Annotated in this window: 20 protein-coding genes; 8 read left to right on the top strand and 12 right to left on the bottom strand. The window is 39.3% G+C overall.

From position 1 onward, the window contains the following. Nucleotides 1-29 precede the first annotated feature (29 nt). From ACFFGV_RS20880 to ACFFGV_RS14995, 4 genes are all read right to left on the bottom strand, one after another. Complete coding sequence (locus ACFFGV_RS20880) at nt 30-218, bottom strand: hypothetical protein (protein ID WP_512700588.1); 189 nt, start codon at nt 216-218, stop codon at nt 30-32. Nucleotides 219-375: 157 nt separating this feature from the next. Continuing rightward, nucleotides 376-627, bottom strand: a complete 252-nt coding sequence (locus ACFFGV_RS15005; RefSeq protein WP_377349436.1) for a TM2 domain-containing protein — start codon at nt 625-627, stop codon at nt 376-378. A 270-nt stretch (nt 628-897) separates the two neighbouring features. Next, a complete protein-coding gene (locus ACFFGV_RS15000) occupies nt 898-1,803 on the bottom strand; it encodes a VanW family protein (protein ID WP_377349434.1) in 906 nt (301 codons plus the stop codon). 67 nt (nt 1,804-1,870) lie between these two features. Beyond that, on the bottom strand, nt 1,871-3,238 hold the full coding sequence (locus ACFFGV_RS14995; protein WP_377349762.1) for an FAD-binding oxidoreductase: 1,368 nt from the start codon (nt 3,236-3,238) through the stop codon (nt 1,871-1,873). Between the two features lie 392 nt (nt 3,239-3,630). Here ACFFGV_RS14995 and ACFFGV_RS14990 point away from each other — a divergent pair, with 392 nt between their 5' ends. Continuing rightward, nucleotides 3,631-4,332 carry a class I SAM-dependent methyltransferase gene (locus tag ACFFGV_RS14990; RefSeq protein WP_377349432.1) on the top strand — a complete coding sequence of 234 codons (702 nt, stop codon included), beginning with the start codon at nt 3,631-3,633 and terminating at the stop codon, nt 4,330-4,332. 198 nt (nt 4,333-4,530) lie between these two features. On the opposite strand, the gene ACFFGV_RS14985 is transcribed toward ACFFGV_RS14990, so the two are convergent. After that, nucleotides 4,531-5,370 (bottom strand): DUF2268 domain-containing putative Zn-dependent protease, encoded by an 840-nt coding sequence (locus ACFFGV_RS14985; RefSeq protein WP_377349430.1) that lies wholly within the window; start codon nt 5,368-5,370, stop codon nt 4,531-4,533. 146 nt (nt 5,371-5,516) lie between these two features. Between ACFFGV_RS14985 and ACFFGV_RS14980 the strand changes: the two genes are divergently transcribed. The 4 genes from ACFFGV_RS14980 to ACFFGV_RS14965 all read left to right on the top strand — a co-directional run bounded on the left by ACFFGV_RS14980 (nt 5,517) and on the right by ACFFGV_RS14965 (nt 9,007). After that, entirely contained in the window at nt 5,517-5,768 is a 252-nt protein-coding gene (locus ACFFGV_RS14980; protein WP_377349427.1) for a hypothetical protein, read from the top strand. A gap of 130 nt (nt 5,769-5,898) precedes the next feature. After that, nucleotides 5,899-6,000 (top strand): YjcZ family sporulation protein, encoded by a 102-nt coding sequence (locus ACFFGV_RS14975; protein WP_377349424.1) that lies wholly within the window; start codon nt 5,899-5,901, stop codon nt 5,998-6,000. 380 nt (nt 6,001-6,380) lie between these two features. Next, the gene (locus ACFFGV_RS14970) at nt 6,381-8,543 is read left to right on the top strand and encodes a peptidoglycan D,D-transpeptidase FtsI family protein (RefSeq protein WP_377349422.1); all 2,163 of its coding nucleotides are present in this window, start codon (nt 6,381-6,383) and stop codon (nt 8,541-8,543) included. A gap of 179 nt (nt 8,544-8,722) precedes the next feature. Next, complete coding sequence (locus ACFFGV_RS14965) at nt 8,723-9,007, top strand: phospholipase (RefSeq protein ID WP_377349420.1); 285 nt, start codon at nt 8,723-8,725, stop codon at nt 9,005-9,007. 34 nt (nt 9,008-9,041) lie between these two features. On the opposite strand, the gene ACFFGV_RS14960 is transcribed toward ACFFGV_RS14965, so the two are convergent. Then, complete coding sequence (locus ACFFGV_RS14960) at nt 9,042-10,064, bottom strand: DUF3179 domain-containing (seleno)protein (RefSeq protein WP_377349418.1); 1,023 nt, start codon at nt 10,062-10,064, stop codon at nt 9,042-9,044. 124 nt (nt 10,065-10,188) lie between these two features. On the opposite strand from ACFFGV_RS14960, the gene ACFFGV_RS14955 reads away from it, so the two are divergent. Then, entirely contained in the window at nt 10,189-11,259 is a 1,071-nt protein-coding gene (locus ACFFGV_RS14955; RefSeq protein WP_377349415.1) for a DUF3900 domain-containing protein, read from the top strand. Between the two features lie 113 nt (nt 11,260-11,372). Next, on the top strand, nt 11,373-11,807 hold the full coding sequence (locus tag ACFFGV_RS14950) for a DMT family transporter (protein WP_377349412.1): 435 nt from the start codon (nt 11,373-11,375) through the stop codon (nt 11,805-11,807). A 36-nt stretch (nt 11,808-11,843) separates the two neighbouring features. Here the strand turns inward: ACFFGV_RS14950 and ACFFGV_RS14945 are convergent, their stop codons facing one another. From ACFFGV_RS14945 to ACFFGV_RS14920, 6 genes are read right to left on the bottom strand one after another with little or no spacing between them, the layout of a single operon-like run. Next, entirely contained in the window at nt 11,844-12,815 is a 972-nt protein-coding gene (locus ACFFGV_RS14945; protein ID WP_377349410.1) for a Gfo/Idh/MocA family protein, read from the bottom strand. After that, nucleotides 12,815-13,582 carry an IolE/MocC family protein gene (locus ACFFGV_RS14940; protein WP_377349408.1) on the bottom strand — a complete coding sequence of 256 codons (768 nt, stop codon included), beginning with the start codon at nt 13,580-13,582 and terminating at the stop codon, nt 12,815-12,817. The genes ACFFGV_RS14945 and ACFFGV_RS14940 overlap by 1 nt, the downstream gene beginning before the upstream one ends. A gap of 11 nt (nt 13,583-13,593) precedes the next feature. Continuing rightward, on the bottom strand, nt 13,594-14,484 hold the full coding sequence (locus ACFFGV_RS14935; RefSeq protein ID WP_377349406.1) for a helix-turn-helix domain-containing protein: 891 nt from the start codon (nt 14,482-14,484) through the stop codon (nt 13,594-13,596). Between the two features lie 41 nt (nt 14,485-14,525). Continuing rightward, nucleotides 14,526-15,353, bottom strand: coding sequence for a carbohydrate ABC transporter permease (locus ACFFGV_RS14930; RefSeq protein ID WP_377349404.1), 828 nt, complete (start codon nt 15,351-15,353; stop codon nt 14,526-14,528). A gap of 26 nt (nt 15,354-15,379) precedes the next feature. Continuing rightward, on the bottom strand, nt 15,380-16,345 hold the full coding sequence (locus tag ACFFGV_RS14925; RefSeq protein WP_377349402.1) for a carbohydrate ABC transporter permease: 966 nt from the start codon (nt 16,343-16,345) through the stop codon (nt 15,380-15,382). Nucleotides 16,346-16,381: 36 nt separating this feature from the next. Next, nucleotides 16,382-17,734, bottom strand: coding sequence for an ABC transporter substrate-binding protein (locus tag ACFFGV_RS14920; protein WP_377349400.1), 1,353 nt, complete (start codon nt 17,732-17,734; stop codon nt 16,382-16,384). A gap of 165 nt (nt 17,735-17,899) precedes the next feature. Between ACFFGV_RS14920 and ACFFGV_RS14915 the strand changes: the two genes are divergently transcribed. Beyond that, entirely contained in the window at nt 17,900-19,741 is a 1,842-nt protein-coding gene (locus ACFFGV_RS14915) for a sensor histidine kinase (RefSeq protein WP_377349398.1), read from the top strand. Nucleotides 19,742-19,744: the final 3 nt, after the last annotated feature.

Below are 19,744 nucleotides of genomic sequence, written 5' to 3'. Positions count from 1 at the left end.
AAGAGGATAAACAACCTCCTCTTTCCTTCCTAATAATAATAAGGATAATTATAGTATGGGTACGGTGGTGGATATGGGTAATACGGATAGGGATAATTTTGACTCCCAATTGATGCACCAACTAATCCCCCTGCAAAACCACCCAGAAATGGATAACCTGGTCTAGGACGTGGTCGGGGGCGCGGTCTAGGTCGAACCACTACAGGCCTCCTTACCATATTCATGCTTTGTCCCTCCTTGTATGACTTTTCATTTCCATCATTAGAGCAAATGCCTACCATTCATCCTATTCAATTGATTATTTTTGGTTATTCATAACAAAAAAGAAACCTGTATGTAGTAACAGGTTTCTCAAAGCAGCATTTATGTATATGATTAAAAGCGAAATTGACTTTTTCCTTTTCTAGCCTGTATGATGGCATGCATAACGCTAATGAGCCAAATGATAACAGCGGCTATACCAAATACACCATTTATAGTCAGTTCAATTTGTGGGAGTCCGCTCATAACTAAACATGCTATGTACCCAATAAGAAAAATAATGCCTAGAGCAGTTTTTCCTAAGTAGAATTGACCCAGACCAGGAAGTAGAATGGATAAAAAACCAGATATCCAAGGATTTTTCATGATGATACTCCTCTCTTTCCACATTTCTTTTTATTAATCATAACAGGAATTGCCCATTAAACTAAATCGTAATCCCTATATTGGTAATATTTGTTTGTTATTTTCGCTACCGATAACGATAGCAAAGGATTTGTACGATTGTACTAGAATGTGTGGGAAATTATCCTAAGTGCAGTAAGTATAATAAACATAGGTGTCCTTTGATGTACCGTTTAGGTACACATAAAAAAAGGAACCAGCTGCTCTAAAATAGTTCCTTTTTTCACCTTTTTAACGAACGTTTAGTTCCTTCGGCAATCCAGTCTTTGCTTTAGGAATCTCCCTCGATTTAACGTTAATACCATTGGCAGAATGAATCGTTATCATTAATTGGCCACCCTTTACTTTAGAACGAAGCAAAAGAGGATGATTATACGGATTGGTGAAGGTAAAGTCAGGGCCATACCAGCTAACCGTTGCATCCCTTCCCTCAGGAACATATGGTACTCGCTTACTATGTGAGTATCGCTGCCCAATATCCACTCCAGCGTTGTCTACAGCATTAAACAGAGTAGATGATACTTGGCAAATTCCTCCTCCGATGCCTTCTGTTACCTCTCCTTTCACAATGACAGGTGCAGGCATATATCCCTTTTGCTTGGTTCTCTTCCCTACAACTTCATTGAATGAGAAGGTTTCCTTTGGAAATAAGACGTAGCTGTCGATCGCTTTGGAGGCGAGGTGAATATTGTGCGATCGCTCCTTATTACGATGGTTGAAATAGGTAACATAATGTCCTATCTGATGGGAACGAACACTTGCTAGCAATTCACTATCAACCTTTGGATACACTTTCATTTTGGGAACTTCTATAGTCTTGGAACGCTGCTCGAATAAATATTCGTATAAACTCGTTCGAAACTTTTCTTGAGACAGTTTATACCCTACTTTTCCTGGAACAATTTCTTCTCGTTTATTAATCCTAGCATTTTCGGGTGATTGTAGTACTTTTTCGGAAAGCTTCTCCATAAATAGCTCTACTTTATCTCCTTTTACGACTGGCTTTCCAAGGAATGGGTCCATTAAATCGTTTCTGTTGATACTGGCAATTGTCTCCCCATTTTCCTGTATAAATAAATTGTCATTTGTAATATTTGGATAAATCATGAAACATATTGACAAGATAATCGGTAACATACTAAGACCTCCCGAGCTTAGTATGAGTTACAGGCGCTTATTACATGATGGTAATTAGAGGGAATGCTCACATCGTAATTAATTTATTCGGATTCATAATTCCTTTGGGGTCGATAGCTTTTTTTATTTGTCTCATTACTTGAGTTGCTTCCCCGTGCTCCAATTCCTGGTATTTCATTTTCCCTTTTCCTACCCCGTGCTCTCCAGTGCAAGTCCCACCACAATTAATAGCATATGTGACAATTTCTTCATTGAATAGCTCAGCTCGAGACAACTCTCCTTCCTTCTCCATGTCAATCATCAATAAAGCATGGTAATTGCCATCTCCTACATGGCCTAAGATTCCACCATTTAATTGATGAAAGTTCAATCTTTCCCGCGCGTGCTGAATAGCACCAGCAAGCGAAGATATAGGAACGCATACATCGGTCACCATTAGCTTTCTTCCAGGGTTTCCGTGTACATATGCATAGGCCAGATTATGTCTAGCTTCCCATAGCTGAACCATGGCAGTATGGTCCTCTTCAAAATACATCTCTTCACATAAATGGTCCGAAACAATTTCCTTCGTAAAATCAATATCATGACGCAAGCCAGGCTCATTACCATGAAATTCTAGAAATAAAGTTGGCTTTTCCCTATAGGTTCGATGATGAAAGGAATTCACTTGTCTAATTGATTCTTCGTCTACAAGCTCTACTCGTGCAATTGGGATACCAGCCTGAAGAATAGATACTACAGCATCAACAGCATCAGTAATGGTTGGAAAAGATGCTCTGGCAGCCATAGAATACTCTGGTATGCCATAAACCTTAAGGGTTAGCTCTGTTATACAGCCAAGCGTACCCTCTGAGCCAACATATAAGCCATTCAGGTTATATCCAGATGATGATTTCTGAGCCAGGTTCCCCGTATGTATTATTTCTCCTGAAGGAGTTACTACTTCTAAGCTCCTTACCTGATCCCGCATAATCCCATATTTTACAGATGTGGTTCCACTAGCATTCGTTGCAGCCATACCGCCAAGTGTGGCATCAGCACCAGGGTCCACAGAGAAAAAGAGGCCATGCTTCTTCAACTCTTTATTTAATCTAGACCGAGTTACACCAGGTTGTACTTTAACGAGAAAATCTTCATTCCGAACTTCAATAATCGTGTCCATAAGGGAGAAATCAATTGTAATTCCTGAATCATAAGGGATAACATGCCCCTCTAAACTAGTACCAAGACCATAGGGGATAATGGGGATAGAATGCTGGCACGCAGCTTTTACAATCGCTTGAACCTCCGTTGTTTTGTTGGGATACACTACAACAAAAGGAGGAAATACACTATGATAGGACTCATCATGACTATGCTGATCAAGTGCTGTTTCATTTTGGCTAACCTGATCTGGGTGTAAAAAGGAGGTCAGCTCCTCTATTACTGCCCCCATTAATTCATCTGTAACCCTCACCTTATCATCTCCTTTGATTTTTCGTAATCACGTTACAGGAAATTATACATACAAATCAGAAAATTACAATAAATCATAAAAAAAAGAGTCCAATATAATGTTAAATAGACACTCGTAAACCAATATTAAGTGTTCATTTCTTTCGACAGTAAATGGATCTATTCTGGAAGTTTTGAACTGAAACGTTAAGTGGTAATTCTGACATAGCTTTACCTCCCACTTTGTTTCTTTAATTATATATGCTGCTCCTTTATAAATCGAACCATATGAGCCTCTTATAAAGACAAGGACATCAACTCGTTCGAGTACTTTCTTGTGCGAACGTACATATATTAGAAAAGGAATGGAAGCAACAAGAAAGGAGTAATTGCATGAAACCAACGTATTTGGATGTGCTTGCATCATTCGGTATTGGAGGCGCTCACCCAGGAGGGTTTGATTTAACGAAAAAAATCATAAATTCCTTCCAGTTAGAAAAGCATCATTCTGTCTTGGATATTGGATGTGGCACAGGTCAAACAGCGTCTTATATACATGAACGTTATGGAAGTGACGTGATTGGGATAGATAATCACGAAATTATGTGTGATAAAGCTCTTCATCGAATTCAGCAGCTTGGTTACCCGGTAGAAATTATTCAAGGTAAGGCAGAGCAACTTCCCATCGAGGATGAGATGGTTGATTTCGTCATAGCTGAATCCGTTTTGACATTTACAGAAGTTCCAAAATCCCTTAGAGAATGTAAAAGGGTATTAGCCCCCAATGGGACTCTTTATATGGTTGAGATGACTATGAACCTTCCGTTAACTGAAGGAGAGAAAAAGTCTATGGAGCATATCTATGGTATTGATGCAGTTTTGTCAGAATGGGAGTGGAAAGATCAGCTGCTTCAAGCGGGATTTCAGCATGTAGTGATTCAGGATCCTTCCATCGCTGGCTTAACTCCATCTGCTATAAACGATATGCTGCCATCTCATGACATCTCAAAAGAAATGTATGATGTAATGGATGAGCATGTTGCTTTTACGCAATCTACTTCATCCCTTGGGTATAGAGTATTCATATGTACCTAAACCTTAAATTTCTAGAACAAAGGGCCGTGTCACATAAATGTGATTCGGCCCCTAGTTATGTAAATGGACTCTTAGCCTTGTGCACACAATCATTTCCTTAAGGAAGGAAAATCTCTACCTCTTTATTAAGCACAGCAAGTGATTAGTAGTAACGTAAATCACTCCGTTTCTACTTGTCGCTATGCTCTTAAGTTTTCATTACAAGGAAAAAGCAGAATGCTCCACAATATACTTTGAGTCCAGACTGAATAACTCTGTCCAGCTAAAGGAGTGCTGATTAAGGAAGCTTGTGATAATCGAAAAACCAATTGCATAACCTGCATGTTCAGGTATGTTCCGTGTGCCGCCTCCAAACATATATTCCAGCTGTTCCTCCTCCCTTTTTATTCCAAGATGGTCAATGTAATGGTCTGTCCACAAAGCTTGGAGCTCGTTATCACTATACATATGAATCCAGCCAGCATTCCATTTAGATCCATATCGTTTACCAACAGCATACTCTGCCATGCCTTCTAGCAGTATAACGTCTAACAAAGACATATCATGCCGATGGTTCTGCGTATGAAACAGTCTGCAGGAATGGTTGTATTCATGAGCTAATACCGCAAACACTTCTTGCTTTAATATAAACGGTGAAACGAATAAGAAAATACCCTCCTCTAATGAAACGCCATTCTTCTCTGTAGGTTTTTGACAGGAAGGTTGATTGGAAAGGGTTATTGGAAATATAAATACAGGCACAGAAGGACCCCTCCACTCTTTCTGTAAGTGTCTATATTCCATGTTTAGAGCATTCCATATCCCAAACTGGTCTAATGCGTGGACACTATCACAAATATCCTGTGTATCTTCTGTCGGGTGAAATAAACCATATTGGAGTAATGCAAAGTGTAATTCTTCAGCTGACATATCTCTTATATAAGATTCTATAGGAAAGCATAACGTCTCACATTGGATTCTATAATTATCCAGTGAGGCTTTTTTTTGATAGGTTTTACAGTAATTTCGAAGCCAGCTCTTCGTATCAACCACCGTCATATTCATTCTCCTTTATTGAGTGAGTAATTCGGGTTAAACTTTTGCCTATTATCCTCTTCTCTATGCTACTGTCTATTTCGAAACCCTTATATTCGCATATAGTAATAGTACATCCCGTCATGATAATGACAAAAAGGAGGATATATATGTCTGGTCCGGATATGTATCACGTTTGCCGAAGATATGTGGGGCGCCCTGTACGTTTAACGTTACGTGGTGGAAGATCGCATGTAGGTGAAGTGACAAGAGTTTCAAGAAGTCACGTGTGGGTCCGTCCTCTTGGTAACCAAAGAGGATTTAACTATGGGTTTTATGGATATCCATATGGTGGATTTGGAGTACCATTTGCTTTAGGTGCCATTACTGGAGTAGCTTTAGCTGCAGCATTCTTCTGGTAATAAAGAAAGAGATTCTCATCACAAAGAATTCTATGATTCACCCATCATTTTTAGAACAGCTTTCACTCCTTGGCATATGGTAATAAGAAAGGTTTACCCTTTCTTTTTAATTGGAAAGGAGGTGAACTGGATGTCTAAAGGTTATGGTGGCGGATTCGCCTTGATCGTTGTATTGTTCATTCTTTTAATTATTGTTGGTGCTGGTGCACTTGGTGGCTACGGCGGTTATTAAAAGTCCAGAGTAAGAGGTCTCCCCTCTTGCTCTCCTTTTTGTTAAATCGAGATTGTTCATGAGCAAGACAGATGGATCCTTTTAGAGGGATAGGATGAAGCGTTACCCCTTTTGACATGAGCTTAGAAAGATAGAAAAGAATGAGAGTAAATGCAGCCAATCCTTCTCTCCCTTTACATAAAGATTTAACTAGATTAGGCCGCAAAACGTAAAATAGCAATAGGTACAAAGCAAGCTAATAACAATACTACATATGTTTATCGTGTACTAAGTTAAAATCTAGTAAAGGTAGTCATTTATGGTAGTGAGCTTTTTGGAATGATGGTATAATCTGGGTTGTAATCATTTTTTAAACATTTCGTCATATAAGGGGGAGGATTATGGGGAAAAAGAAAAAGCATAAGAAATCACATCTTCCCTTCCGGTTAAATGTGTTGTTTTTTGTTATCTTCCTGCTGTTTGCTGGACTCATACTGCAGCTAGGTGTAGTGCAGATTTTGTTTGGGGCAGATGCTCAAGAGGAAATTGATAAGACAACGAATCAGACAGTAAGTGCACCAGTGCCGCGAGGGAAAATGTATGATCGGTTTGGAAATGTCCTGGCAGATACCAAGCCACTATATTCTATTACATATACACCAATGCAAACTCCGTCTCAGGACTTTCACTTACAGTTGGCAGAAAAATTAGCCAAGTTAATTGATATGAGTGAAGATGATATGGATAGCATTACGTTAAGGGATAAGAAGGATTATTGGATTTTGAAGCATCCAGATGCATATCAGGACCGTTTGACAGAAGAACAATTAACCAATAATCCAGAAGAAAATTCAGACGAAAAAAGCCCGTATGAATTACTGCTGGATACTATTTCGGAAGAAGATTTATCCTTTGGAGATAAGGATAAAGAAATAATGGCCATTAAGCGCAAGCTAGATCGCGCAACTGCCTTTACCCCTCATGTAATTAAAAACGAAAATGTAACACAGGAGGAATATGCTCGTGTTGCAGAACACCAGCATAACTTAAAGGGTATAAATGCCTCCACAGACTGGGAACGAACTTACCCAGAGGGGTCCCTTTTTAAAGATTATCTCGGTAAGGTCAGTAACGATGGAATCCCGAAGGAAGATATAGAATTTTATCTAACGAGAAATTACAAACCTAATGATCGAGTTGGTACAAGTGGTATTGAACAAGAGTATGAAAACCTTCTAAAAGGTGAAAAGAAGAAAATTCAATACACCACGGACAGAAGCGGAGAAATAGTTGATGAATCGGTTGTCCACGAAGGTAGTCAAGGGAAGAATCTGGTTTTATCTTTCGATACGGAATTTCAGAAAGCAATGGAGAAATCACTGCGCAATCATTTAGGTAAGGCACGAGCTAAATACCCTTATCCAAACCGATTTATGGACGAGGCTATGGCTGTAGCTATGGATCCGAATACTGGGGAAGTTCTAGGGATTGCTGCTCAAAAATGGGATAATGAGGAACAGGAATTTGTGGATCGTAGCATTCATGCTGTTACAGCACCAGTAGCACCTGGCTCTGCCGTCAAGGGAGCCACGCTCCTTGCCGGATATGATTTTGGTGCTGTAGGAATTGGTTCTGGCTTCAATGACCAGCCGATTAAATTGGCAGGTACCCCACAAAAGGCTTCCTATAGAAATCTAGATTATGTTAATGATATTGAAGCATTACAAAAATCATCTAACGTGTACATGTTCCATATTGGCATGAGAATAGCTGGCGACCCTTCCTATCAGCCTGGAGAAAAGCTATCCTATGAGCCGGGAAGGTTTCAGATGTTCCGTAACTACTATGCTCAATTCGGCTTAGGAACTAAAACTGGTATTGATATTCCAAGTGAAACAGAAAGCACGGGATTAAAGAGTGACAACTATAAAGCTGGTAACATGCTCGACTTGGCCATTGGCCAGTATGATACTTATACGACCATGCAGCTGGCTCAATATGTATCTACCATTGCTAATGACGGCTACCGGGTACAGCCGAGACTTGTAAAGGAAGTGCGCGAACCAAGTGTACAGAAGGAGCAAGAAGAGCAGCTTGGTCCTGTTATGGAATCTTATAGCACAAATGTATTGAATCGAATTACGATGGGTCAAAAATACATTGATCGAGTCCAGCAGGGCTTTTACCAAGTATTTAATACGACTGGTGGCACAGCAGATGATGAATTTGCAGATAAGTCGTACACAGCTGCCGGAAAAACTGGAACAGCACAAATTAACTACTATGAGCCTATCCGAAATAATGGAGAAACGGTACGCTATGAGCCACGTCCTACTGAAAATTTAACGCTTGTCGGCTACGCTCCTTATAATAACCCGGAAATCGCCTTTGCTGTAGCTGTTCCTTATGGAGCAACAGGTGAGCAAATTTCCAATCAATACCCAATTAACAAAGAAATTGGCGGCGATATTCTTGATACGTATTTTGATTTGAAAGAGAAGCGTGCGAAACAAGAAAAAGATGAAAAAGATAATGATAACAAGTCTGAACAGAAAAACAATTAAAATAGAAAGGGTGCAGCCGAATGCTGCACCCTTTCTTGTATGGTAATGGAGGATGAAACTCCACCTCTCACCTGATCTGTCAACACTAGTTTTGTTGAATAGCTAGGCTTCTATATATTACTCTCCTCATGACTACTGCATATTATAATAGTAACTTATAAAAAGGATGTGTGATGTGTATGCGTAGCCACCCTACCAACCCATCCATTCGCCCCCGCTTATGTATTTTTCCAGGATATCGTTGGTGCGGTCCTGGCTGTACTGGACCAGGTGCTCCTATCAATGCAGTAGATGCTGCATGTCGAGCTCATGATCTATGCTATCGGAATGAAGGACCAAGCTGTAGATGCGATCTCCTCTTTATACATCGACTGGAAAGATTGGTGAATGAGCCTGGTAAAGAAGGCAGTCATGCCAGAGTCATCTATCATTATATGAAATTACAAACTTCCTTCAAATGCTAAGAGAAAAGCAAGGCCCCTCAACTTAGTTAGCAAGTTATACTTTAAATAAGATACCATCTGGATGGAATTGAAGCCATGGTTCTTGAAAATGCGGATAACAGGGTAATGCCTCAAGCTTCTTTCCCTGTAAATATCCTTTTATACAGAATCCATCCCTATTCCAAAAGCTTTTCGTTTCCAAGTCAACTATCTCCCCCTCCTCGTTAATCATAAAATGGAGATTAAACTTGTCCACTTGTCGTTTAAATATAGAGGCTTGTCCTCTCATCCCCACTGGTTCAATCCCCATTTCCTTCATTTGATCGTTAAACATTATAACGAGACCTTCCTTCTCCGTTTCAACCTCTACTATTTTTTCTTGTTTAGCCTTATGAAAAGAAATTGCTATCGGTTGATTATGAACGATAGTAGCAAATACCTTTTCTGTATTTACCATCTTTGGACCACGTTTTTTAAAATCTCCTGTTTGATGGGAAGGTGGAATAGGATCCTGTTCGGTTTTTTGAAGAACGTAACTGTTAGGGAATTGTTTCTGGACAAAGGAAAAGCTCTTAAGCTGGCTGGGGATTACGTCTAAAGCGCTGCCTGTTGCTTCTCCCATGATGGCTTCCCCCGTAAATTGCTGCCACCAGGAATAGGTTTCATCGTCCCACATAATTAAATCGTTATGACGAAGCATACCGCTTACCCCTAATCGAATTGTCTTGCCTTTATACACTCTTTTATACACTATGGCACTGTTACATAAAGGACAAAATGTGATAGCGATTGGTACATCTGCTATCGTGTCATTAACAATTTCGTGGAGCATAACATCATCCACCCTATAGGCTTTGGCGTGTTCCTTTATAGAAACCACTATCATGGCTTCCTCATTCTCAAAGGCAGCCTCGTTTGCTTGGACAAAATGGGGCGAATCCAGCGGTGGGATTCCATCTTTTTCTACCCCCGGAGATTGAAGAGTCTCCCATAGATTCTCAACATGCTTTGTAAAATCAGATTGCTTCCATTTTTCCTTTACCTCTTCTTTATTATATACTCCTTTAGGAAATGGCATAGGGTCCCTCCTTTTTCTACCATTCTATCATGGGAATAACTAAATATATTCATCATTCATAGATTGACGTAATTAGTCCTCTTCTCTATACTGATATCACTAAAACAATGTTTAGGGTGAGTATATGGATTTTACTATTAGTTATCTATCCTTCTTTGTCATTCACGTGGATGGCAAAGGGGAGCAATTGAACAAGCATTATCAGCATTTCCAGACTATAGATCAAGCAGAGTATGAAGAGAACGCGCTGAAGGACTTCTTGGATGGGGAATTAAAGAAAATTGTAAACCGCAAAGTAGAACGACATCCAAAAGCAGAGCAGGTTCCGACCAAGCTTGGATATTTTATTGTGGAATCAGGCTATGATTTAGATTCGAATCCAAACTATAATGTGTTTAGACAAGCACAGCTAACGAGAAATAAAGAAGAATTCCAGCAAATCAGTGAAATGTTTGTAGAAGCGTATGTCGATGCTAGCGCCATAAGAGGCGGCGCATTTGTTGTAGTATCGGCTACTTTGCCAAAATACTTTGACGAGCCATTTATATTCCTATTGAAATGTGATTTTGAACCAAAGGTAGCTTCTATCTCGGATGAAAATACGCTGATTCAAACAGTTGAAATGGCCATAACGACAAAAAATATGAAGTCTATCCAATTTCCACATATGCCTGAAAAGGGGGAGTTGGATTATGAGGAAGTAAAAATACATCAAGCTTCACACGCACGTTATTTTGAGGATTTTCTAAAGTTTGTTGGATATGGAAAGCCTATGCCAGAGATTCAAAAGAATCAGGTTAAAACGATGGTGGAGGAGCAAGTGCAGGAAGTGATGGAAGAGGATAGTGAAGAATGGGAACAATTTGCTGAGGAAATGGAGATTTGGGAGACTAGTGAAAAAAGGGAGTTAAAGGAACATCTATCCACAGAACAAGTGATAGAGGCAACCAATCAAATGGTGGAAGAAACTCCTGACTTGGAGCTGACTATGAAAATGGGAGAAACGTCCATTAAAGGAAGACTAGCAGACTATGGAGAACACATTCATTTAGCAAAAGTAAACGGAAAATACGTTTTGTTGTTAGAATCTGATTTTATTGAATTTGATAAAGGTGTTTCCCCTATTGAATTTCACAAGCCTGGGGATATAGAGGAAGTTATACAACAGATTCAATCGAGAGAGGATAAAAATTAATCACAAGGCTCATTTAGGGTTGGTTCATTCTGAATGAGTCTTATGCGTATTTCCACACTTTTACTTAGAAATGCGTTATTTTAGAAGAGTAGAATGGATGAAGGAGGTACACCATGCAGTGGATTATGATGGTTTTAGTGTTCATTGGCGGAATAGCGGTAGCAATTCAATCGTCCGTCAATGGCAAACTAGGTCAAAAAATCGGGGTGTTTGAAGGGGCATTCACTTCTTTTCTCGTTGGAACCGTCACCTTGTTTCTTGTTATGTTATTTTTTGGGAGAGGAAACCTTGGATACATATTCGAAGTACCGAAATGGCAGTTGATTGGTGGAGTATTAGGAGCTTTTTTTGTTTCGACAATGGTCTTGTCTGTACCTAGAATTGGTGTTGGAGCGGCTATCTTCACGCTAATTTCCGCTCAATTAATTATGAGTTCGCTTATCGATCACTTTGGTTGGCTAGGAATGAAACAAATTCCTCTAGATGGTCAACGGCTCCTCGGAATGGGATTAATGATAGTCGCTATTTTCCTCTATACGAAAAACTAATAGCTAGAACCAAAGGAGCCATCCTTTGGTTCTCTATTACACCAAAATGGTAGCTTTACGATGATGAGATTCATAAATCTTCTCGATTACATTAATAATGGAAGCGGCATACTCCCCTGTGCATTCTAGTGGCTTCTCCTTATAGATGGCCTTTACTAAATCAGAAAGCTGGCCTTGAAATAAGGAAGACTGGCTGGGAAGTACATACGATTTGTATTGATTCCCTTCACTGATCCATATCCCCTTCCCTACCTCCATTTTCATCATTCCATTCGAAAAGATAAATTCCGTTTCGTGTCTAGGCACCCCTTCATATCCTGATATGGTTATGCAAATGGGGATATTTTTGGTTGTAGTACACCAAATCATCCCACTTCCCTCAATATCAAAATCAGGAGGATATGTTAGATGAGCCGTAACAGAAGTGATGTTACTATTGGTAATCCACTGTATTTTATCAATGCAGTGAGACCCGAGGTTCATCATAATTCCGCCCCCAGCCTTCTGATTTTCTAAAAACCAAGAAGGCCGATCCTCCGTAAAGTAAGGTAAATGTCTTGTCTCGTTAATACTTAACAATTTCCCTAGTCTTTCGGAAGCAACTATCTCACGGGCTGCTTGATTTTCAATAAAATAGTGCTGGGTATGTCCGACCATAAGCTCTATGTTGTTCTCATTGCGAGCTGACAGGATAGTGCGGCATTCTTTTTCATTTATACCCATAGGCTTCTCTAATAGGATGTGAGCATTGTGTTTAGCACAAAAAAGTGCTGCGTCTTTATGAAGATGATGCGGTAAGGTAATGACGACAATGTCGGGTTTTTCCACTAATACCATTTCCTCATAGAACGTGTACCCTCTTATTTCATATTGCTCACATGTCTGTATTCTTCTGCTATTATGAATTTCTGCAATGGCAAGCACCTCTAATTCATCCATCTGCATCGCTGCTTTAAGGTGTTCTTGTGCAATAATACCTGCCCCAATAACGCAAACAGTTAATGGCATTATACGTCCTCCATATCCTTCCATCGTGATTCCAAATATGCTTTATCCTCAATAGCATTGGTATATAGTCCAATAATAGATTCGGAGGCTGTGGCCACCCCTTCTGTAAATTCCAATGAGAAAGTGCCTTGAAATCCAAAGCGAGATAATTGATTTAGACGTTCCTGTATTAAGGAAGGCTTATCAGCTAACTTATAAAACTCCCCTTTCATAAATAAACTTACATGTGCATGAGTTATGCTATCACTTGTATGTTCAAACCATTCAGATAATGAGGTGCTGGCATGAAAAGGGTGGATAATGACAGAACATGGTACAGAAAGCTCCTCCAATATAGCTCTAGCCTGTGCCGGTTCCTCCATAATAGTGCCTGGATGACATTCACATAAAAGAGTACAGCCATCTGGAAGGTTAGCGTGAAATTCAGTAAGATTTTTTATATACTCCTCTTTTCGTTGGATATCTCCGCCCATATTGAATTTAACCGAGGAAGGCTGTAGTAGTTGGATAATTTCTAAAGCATTTTGCCGCTGTTCTAAAGCATTATTCTCTAAGGAAATATAGGAATTGTATATTGTAATGGGAAGAGGCGCATTCTTAATTGCTTCTATTTCGTTTTTACCAGCCATTGCTGCATGATTTTCCCATAGTTCAATACCTGTAAAGCCATCCTTATGAAATTGATTTACCCATTCACTGACTGCAAAGGAAGGGATCCTTCCTTGATTCCATCTATTTCTTTCCAGTAATACAGTATTGATCAGCACATTACTCCTCCTTACGAGTGAATCATATGTTTAGATAATGATGAAGCGGATTGGGTGGCTAAGGAGAAGTCTAAGCGATATACATATCTAGGTCTTCCTCTTTCCTTAACCTGTTCTTCTCCTGTTATAGTAGCTAACTGATGGGTTTCCAACGTTGTAAGTATTCTGCGAGCGCTTCGAAGTGTAATAGAAAAGTGGTTAGCAAGCTCTGCTGCAGTTATTGTCTCCCTGCCAAGCATCTGACATAGACGATATAATCGCTGCATTGTAGTAAGACTTATACCTTCCTTTTTCGTGTGGGGGAAAGTCAGCCCCCTCGGTTGGGTATTCGTTGGTGGACTGGATGGTAAAGACACTTGTTCTATGAGCATGGTAGATAATACTTCCTTCATACAGGTAATGGTTGGTTTTAAAACAGATACTGGAACTTTTAGCTCAAGCAGAGAGCGGTACACTTCTTTCAAAGATGTAGCGATATGGATATGTTTATTGGTTGAGTAATTGATATAATGCTTCTCCACAAGTTCCTGTATGGATGTATCTGAATCATATAAATGAATGTGCCCCTGAGGAACCTCATCTCCCTGTATGTGAGTTGAAACAGCTGTGGCATTAGGAATGTCTAGACTCCATTGTCCACCATGGCCAAGTAATCTTTGTTTGAGCAATAAGGAATAAACAGCTGCAGCAGTTGGGTTCACAACATATTCTGCTTTATTATAGGTAGCTCTAGCACTGAGCGGTTTTGATGAAGGGCTAGAGTAGATAATAGCCGTTGTGTGTTTTGGTGGAACAAAAGAGCAATCCTGATAATATAGTTCACAGGATGGGATCCTCTCTGCGAGTTGTTTCATTTGGTGAAAGGAATCCCTATCACCAATAACCAAAGCATTTATTGTCATACAGTTCATCCTTTCTTGAAAAGGAATAGCCCTCCTGGGAATTATTTAAGACCAGAAGAGCTCGCTCCTTTAACAAAGAATCTTTCTGTAAATAGAAATACTATTAGAATTGGGACGAGCGTCAGTAATGCTGCTGCAATGAGATATTGTTCTTGCCCAAACCAGGCTCCCTGTAGTGATAATACACCAATCGGCAACGTAAATTTCTCTTCTGAAGATAGGTAAATTACAGGTGCCATTATTTCATTCCATTTCGTCATAAAGGTGAATATCGTTAACGTGGCAAGCTGTGGTTTACACATAGGTAAAAAAATTCTCCAATAGGTTTGAAATGGACTGCATCCATCCAGTTTTGCTGCTTCTTCGTATTCCTTAGGTATTGATAAGAATGCTTGTCGCATCAGGAAAATTCCGAATGGCTGGGCAAGCCATTCCAAAATCCACAAAGGAACGAGTGTATCTAAAAACCCCATGTGCTTGAATATGATAAATTGAGGAATGATCATCACGACAGGAGGAATCATTAGCGTTCCAAGTACCATGAGAAATAACGAATTCTTAAAAGGAAATTCCAAGCGAGCAAAGGCATATGCAACCATGGAGCATGACAATAGCGCTCCTAACACAGACAGCACCGTTACGATAAGACTGTTAATTCCATATTGTCCAAGGTCTGTAAGCTTCCATACCTCTAAATAATTTTCCCATTTAAATGGATTAGGTATCCATTCTACAGGTATCGCTGTATATTGTTTATAGGTTTTCAGAGAGTTCAATGCTGCCGTAACAAAAGGAGTAAGCATAATGATAGAGCTTAAGATAATAATGACATAACTGACAACTTTGCGTTTTTTATTTGGATTTCTCATATTTAACACCTCTTACCAGAGTTGCACTACTTCTCATAGTGGACCCACTTGTTTTGTAGTTTTACCTGGATAAGCGTAATCACAAATAGGATAATGAATAACACCCAAGCAATTGCAGAAGCATATCCCATCTTCAAGAAGGCAAATCCTTGTTGGAATAAATAGAGCATTAATACCATACTAGAATTATCCGGGCCACCTGCAGCAGTGATATCTCCCCCATTTCCAGTCATAACGTAAATTTGTTCAAATGCCTGGAAGGTTGTGATAGTAGAAAGAACAAGAACTAAAAATGTAGTTCCGGATATCAATGGTATGGTCACATGTCTAAATTTCTTCAGTACGCCTGCGCCTTCAATTTCTGCTGCTTCGTAGAGATCCTCTGGAACGTTTTGTAATCCTGCAAGGAAAATGACCATCATGTACCCTATTCCTTTCCAAACAGCAACAACTACTAAAACAGGAATAACAAGCATTTCATCGTTCAGCCATTGTTGTGACGACATCCCAATTTTGGTTAAAATAGCGTTGGCTAAACCAAAACGGGGGTTGAAAATTGCATCAGCAACGTATAACACAACTGTCCAGGATGATATTACTGGGATAAAGTGGGCCATACGATATAGCTTTAATCCTTTTAGCTGCTGATTTAATGCTACAGCGAGGATTAATGCTAAAACGGTTTGTGCAGGTACAAACAATACAGTGAAATATACAGTATTCCATAATGACTTCCAGAATACTTGATCGTTTACCAGTTTGGTATAATTCTCTATCCCGATAAATTGGGGTGCATTCAACATGTCATATTTTGATAAGCTGAAGTAAAAAGAAGCCAGTAAGGTGAACGCGATAAAAACAATAAAGTGAATAAGGTAAGGGGAAATCATAATGAGTCCCCATTTCCCCTCGTGAGATAATCCCTTATTCCGCTTTCGCTTAGATTGAATTCGCGCTGGCTGATATTGTTCTACTTTCGAGTTATTTGCCATATTAGCCACACACTTTCTTTTCTAATTATCTAGCGATTATTTATCGTAAAATTCATCTAGTACTTTTTGCACTTCTTGGTCCGCATCTTCCAACGCTTCATCCACACTGGTCTCGCCAAGGAAAGCTCGGTTTACATTATCACCGAATACCTTAACCCATTCGGACCAAACAGCATTTACATCGAGCGTACCAGCGAATTCAAAGCTATCAAGGAAAGCCTGTTTATTAATGTCCTGTCCCTCAGAATCCAAGAATAGATCTGAGTTAGCTACAGATTTTTTGACAGGTACTGCTTCTCCAAGTTCTGCCCATTCTTTTTGTACTTCATCTTCTGTTACCCAGTACTTCACCCATTCCCAGGCAGCTTTTGCTTTTGCATCACTAGCACTCTCACTAATAATCCAGGAGTTAGCAATAACAGGAGAGAACCGTTTGCCATCTGGACCTTTTGGTAATACTGTCACGTCATAATTCACACCAGTTTCATTGGCTGCTAGGACACGAGCATAGATTCCAATTCGCATAGCTGCAGTCTGACTCGGGAACGGAGACATTGGACTTTGGAATGCTTGTAAATCAGATGGATCTGTTAGAATTCCTCTTTCCATTCCATCTACAATCCAATTCATGGCTTCTTTATTTTCTGGAGAATCTACAATAGAGGATTTTACATCTTCACTAAGGACTCCGCCTCCGTAAGATTTAAGAACAGGCATCCAGCCTTCTGTAATATTGAAGAACGTAAGTCCATATTGCTTAACTGTACTAGGGTCGAAGGAAGAATCAGCTGGCTTGTTATCACTTGCATCAAGTGTCAGCTTTTCCCCTGCTTCTTTCAAATCATCCCACGTCCAGCTTTCATCAGGATAATCTACTCCAGCTTTATCAAACATATCTTTATTGTAGAATAAAGCACCAATCTGAATTCCTTGTGGTACAGCCCAGTACTTTCCATCACTATCCTTATTGAAATCAAGTCCATAATAATCATCTTTGTTTAAGTCCTGATTAATCCAATCAGAAAGGTCTTTTGCTGCCCCTCGTTCAGCGTATTTTTGAACAAACACTCCGTCTGATAACCATACATCTGGAGCAGTACCTCCAGCAATTTGTGTGTCAAGTTTCTGGAAGAATTGGGAATATGGTGCATTTTGAGTTTTGATGGTAATATTAGGATTATCCTCTTCAAACTTGTCGATCAGCTCTTCCATTTTCTGATCTGCACTACCAGAAGAATAGTATCCTAGAGTAATCTCTACCTTTTCATCTGAGTCTTCGCCATCGGTTTGTTCAGCTTCCCCCTCTGTTTCATTGGAGCAAGCTGCGAGCATAAGAGCTATAAGTACAAAAAGCGACAACATCCAACGGGACCAATGGACCTTGGTCATGATAAAACTCCCCCTTTAGAAATAGTAAATAAGTATTGTTAACGCTTACAGGTTTAGCTTAATATGTAATAAGAAAATGGAAAATGTAAATTCATTTGATTGTTTGTGTTTTTTTCAATAAAATGAAAATTAATAATATTCTGTTATTTTTGTTGGAGGAGTAATATGAGGATTCCATTATTGCGTAGAACATCTATTAAATCGAAATTAGCATTCATTATCCTTTTTTTTGTTTGTACTCCACTCATCGTTTTCGGTTATTTTTGGTACGAAAAAACGACAACTTCCATTGAGACAAATGCTATTGCATATAGTCAGCTGCTGCTAAAGCAAACTAACCAATATTTAGATTTCTATCTTGCGGACTTAGAGCAAGCCACTGCACCTATTCAATCCAATCCCCTTGTCCAACGATATATGAGCCTGGAACCTCAGCCAACGGAAAAATATAAACAATTTCAGCTTTCCAAACAAATTCAAGAAGAGGAATTTTCCAATATTCTTAATGGCCGATCGGATATTTTCGGAATATCCCTTATTAACAAAAACGCTATGCAGGTAAATAATTATTCAAAAGTAAATAAGTTTCTTGATATGAATCAAGTGAGACAACGAACGAATGAGCTTTGGAGAGAGGTAGACCAATTAGACACCTATAAGGTTATGGGTGTAGAGTTTGTCCAAAACACCCCTGTATTAACAGTGGTAAGAAAGCTATACGATAACACAACCTATGAAACATCTGGTCTATTAGTCATACACCTCCAATTAAATCAAATTGCTAAGATAATGAATGATATTACGTTAAGCCATTTTAAGGATGTATGGATTGTCGACAAGGAAAATAAGATTATATACCACCCTGAAGATAGTCGTTTAGGTACCACTTACACTTCTGATGTGTTTTTAAATAATCAGGAGGAGCCGTTCTATATAGACAAGGAAGAGAGTCAAAGTATGCTAATGGTGCAGCACACTCTTCCAAGCGAAGAAATGGACTGGAGAATCATTGCAGGTGTGCCGATGAGCTCCATTATGGAAAATCTAATTCATCTCCGCAATTCGACTATTTGGATAGGGCTTATATTAATCGGAGCTGCTCTGTTCTTTGTAGGAGGATTTTCATACTCCTTAACCTACTCTCTGGAAAACCTGCAAAAGCTCATGAAAAGAGCCGAGAAAGGTAACTTAAACATAGAAAGAAAGAAACCATTCCCCCTGTATCAAAATGATGAAGTTAGTGATTTATACGACAGCTTTTACTCTATGACGCACAAATTGGATCATCTCATTGAGGAAGTTCACCTTTCCAAATTAAAGGAAAAGGAAATGGAATTGAAAACAAGAGAATCAGAGCTCTTGGCTATGCAGTCCCAAATAAACCCTCATTTCCTCTATAATACGTTAGAAATTATTAACTCTCACGCCATTATCGAAAATCAGATGATGATAAGTAATATGACTACCTCCCTTGCAGACATGTTCCGATACAATGTCAGCAATACCAAAAAAGTTGTCCCTCTTCAGGAGGAAATAGCACATATTAAAGCATACTTAGCTATTCAAAAAGAAAGATTTGAAGAGTTGCAGGTTATATTAGACATACCAGAATCCGATAGCAAGGATGTTTGGACTGCCCGTATTACCCTTCAGCCTATTCTCGAGAATGCATTTGTCCATGGCTATGAAGAGCATTCGTTATCCCCTCAATTTATTGGGATATATGGGAAGAAAACCAAGCATTATTATCAAATATATGTAGTGGATCGAGGAATGGGAATGGACCCAGATGTGAAGGAAGAATTCAACTATGCCTTTATGCATAATGTGGATGTAAAATCTACGTCTAAATCAACGAGGAGAATTGGCCTGTTAAATGTCCATAAACGCTTAAATGCTCACTTCGGTTCTCCTTACGGCTTAAACATTTATCAATCTAGTGAGCTCGGCACGGTCATTCAAATCAGCTTACCATATCACGTAGAAGAGCAGAAAAAGGAGGCGTAAAAA

The sequence above is a fragment of the Pontibacillus salicampi genome (assembly GCF_042434395.1).
Lineage (GTDB): Bacteria > Bacillota > Bacilli > Bacillales > BH030062 > Pontibacillus > Pontibacillus salicampi.
This window is presented reverse-complemented; position numbering and strand designations above follow the sequence as displayed.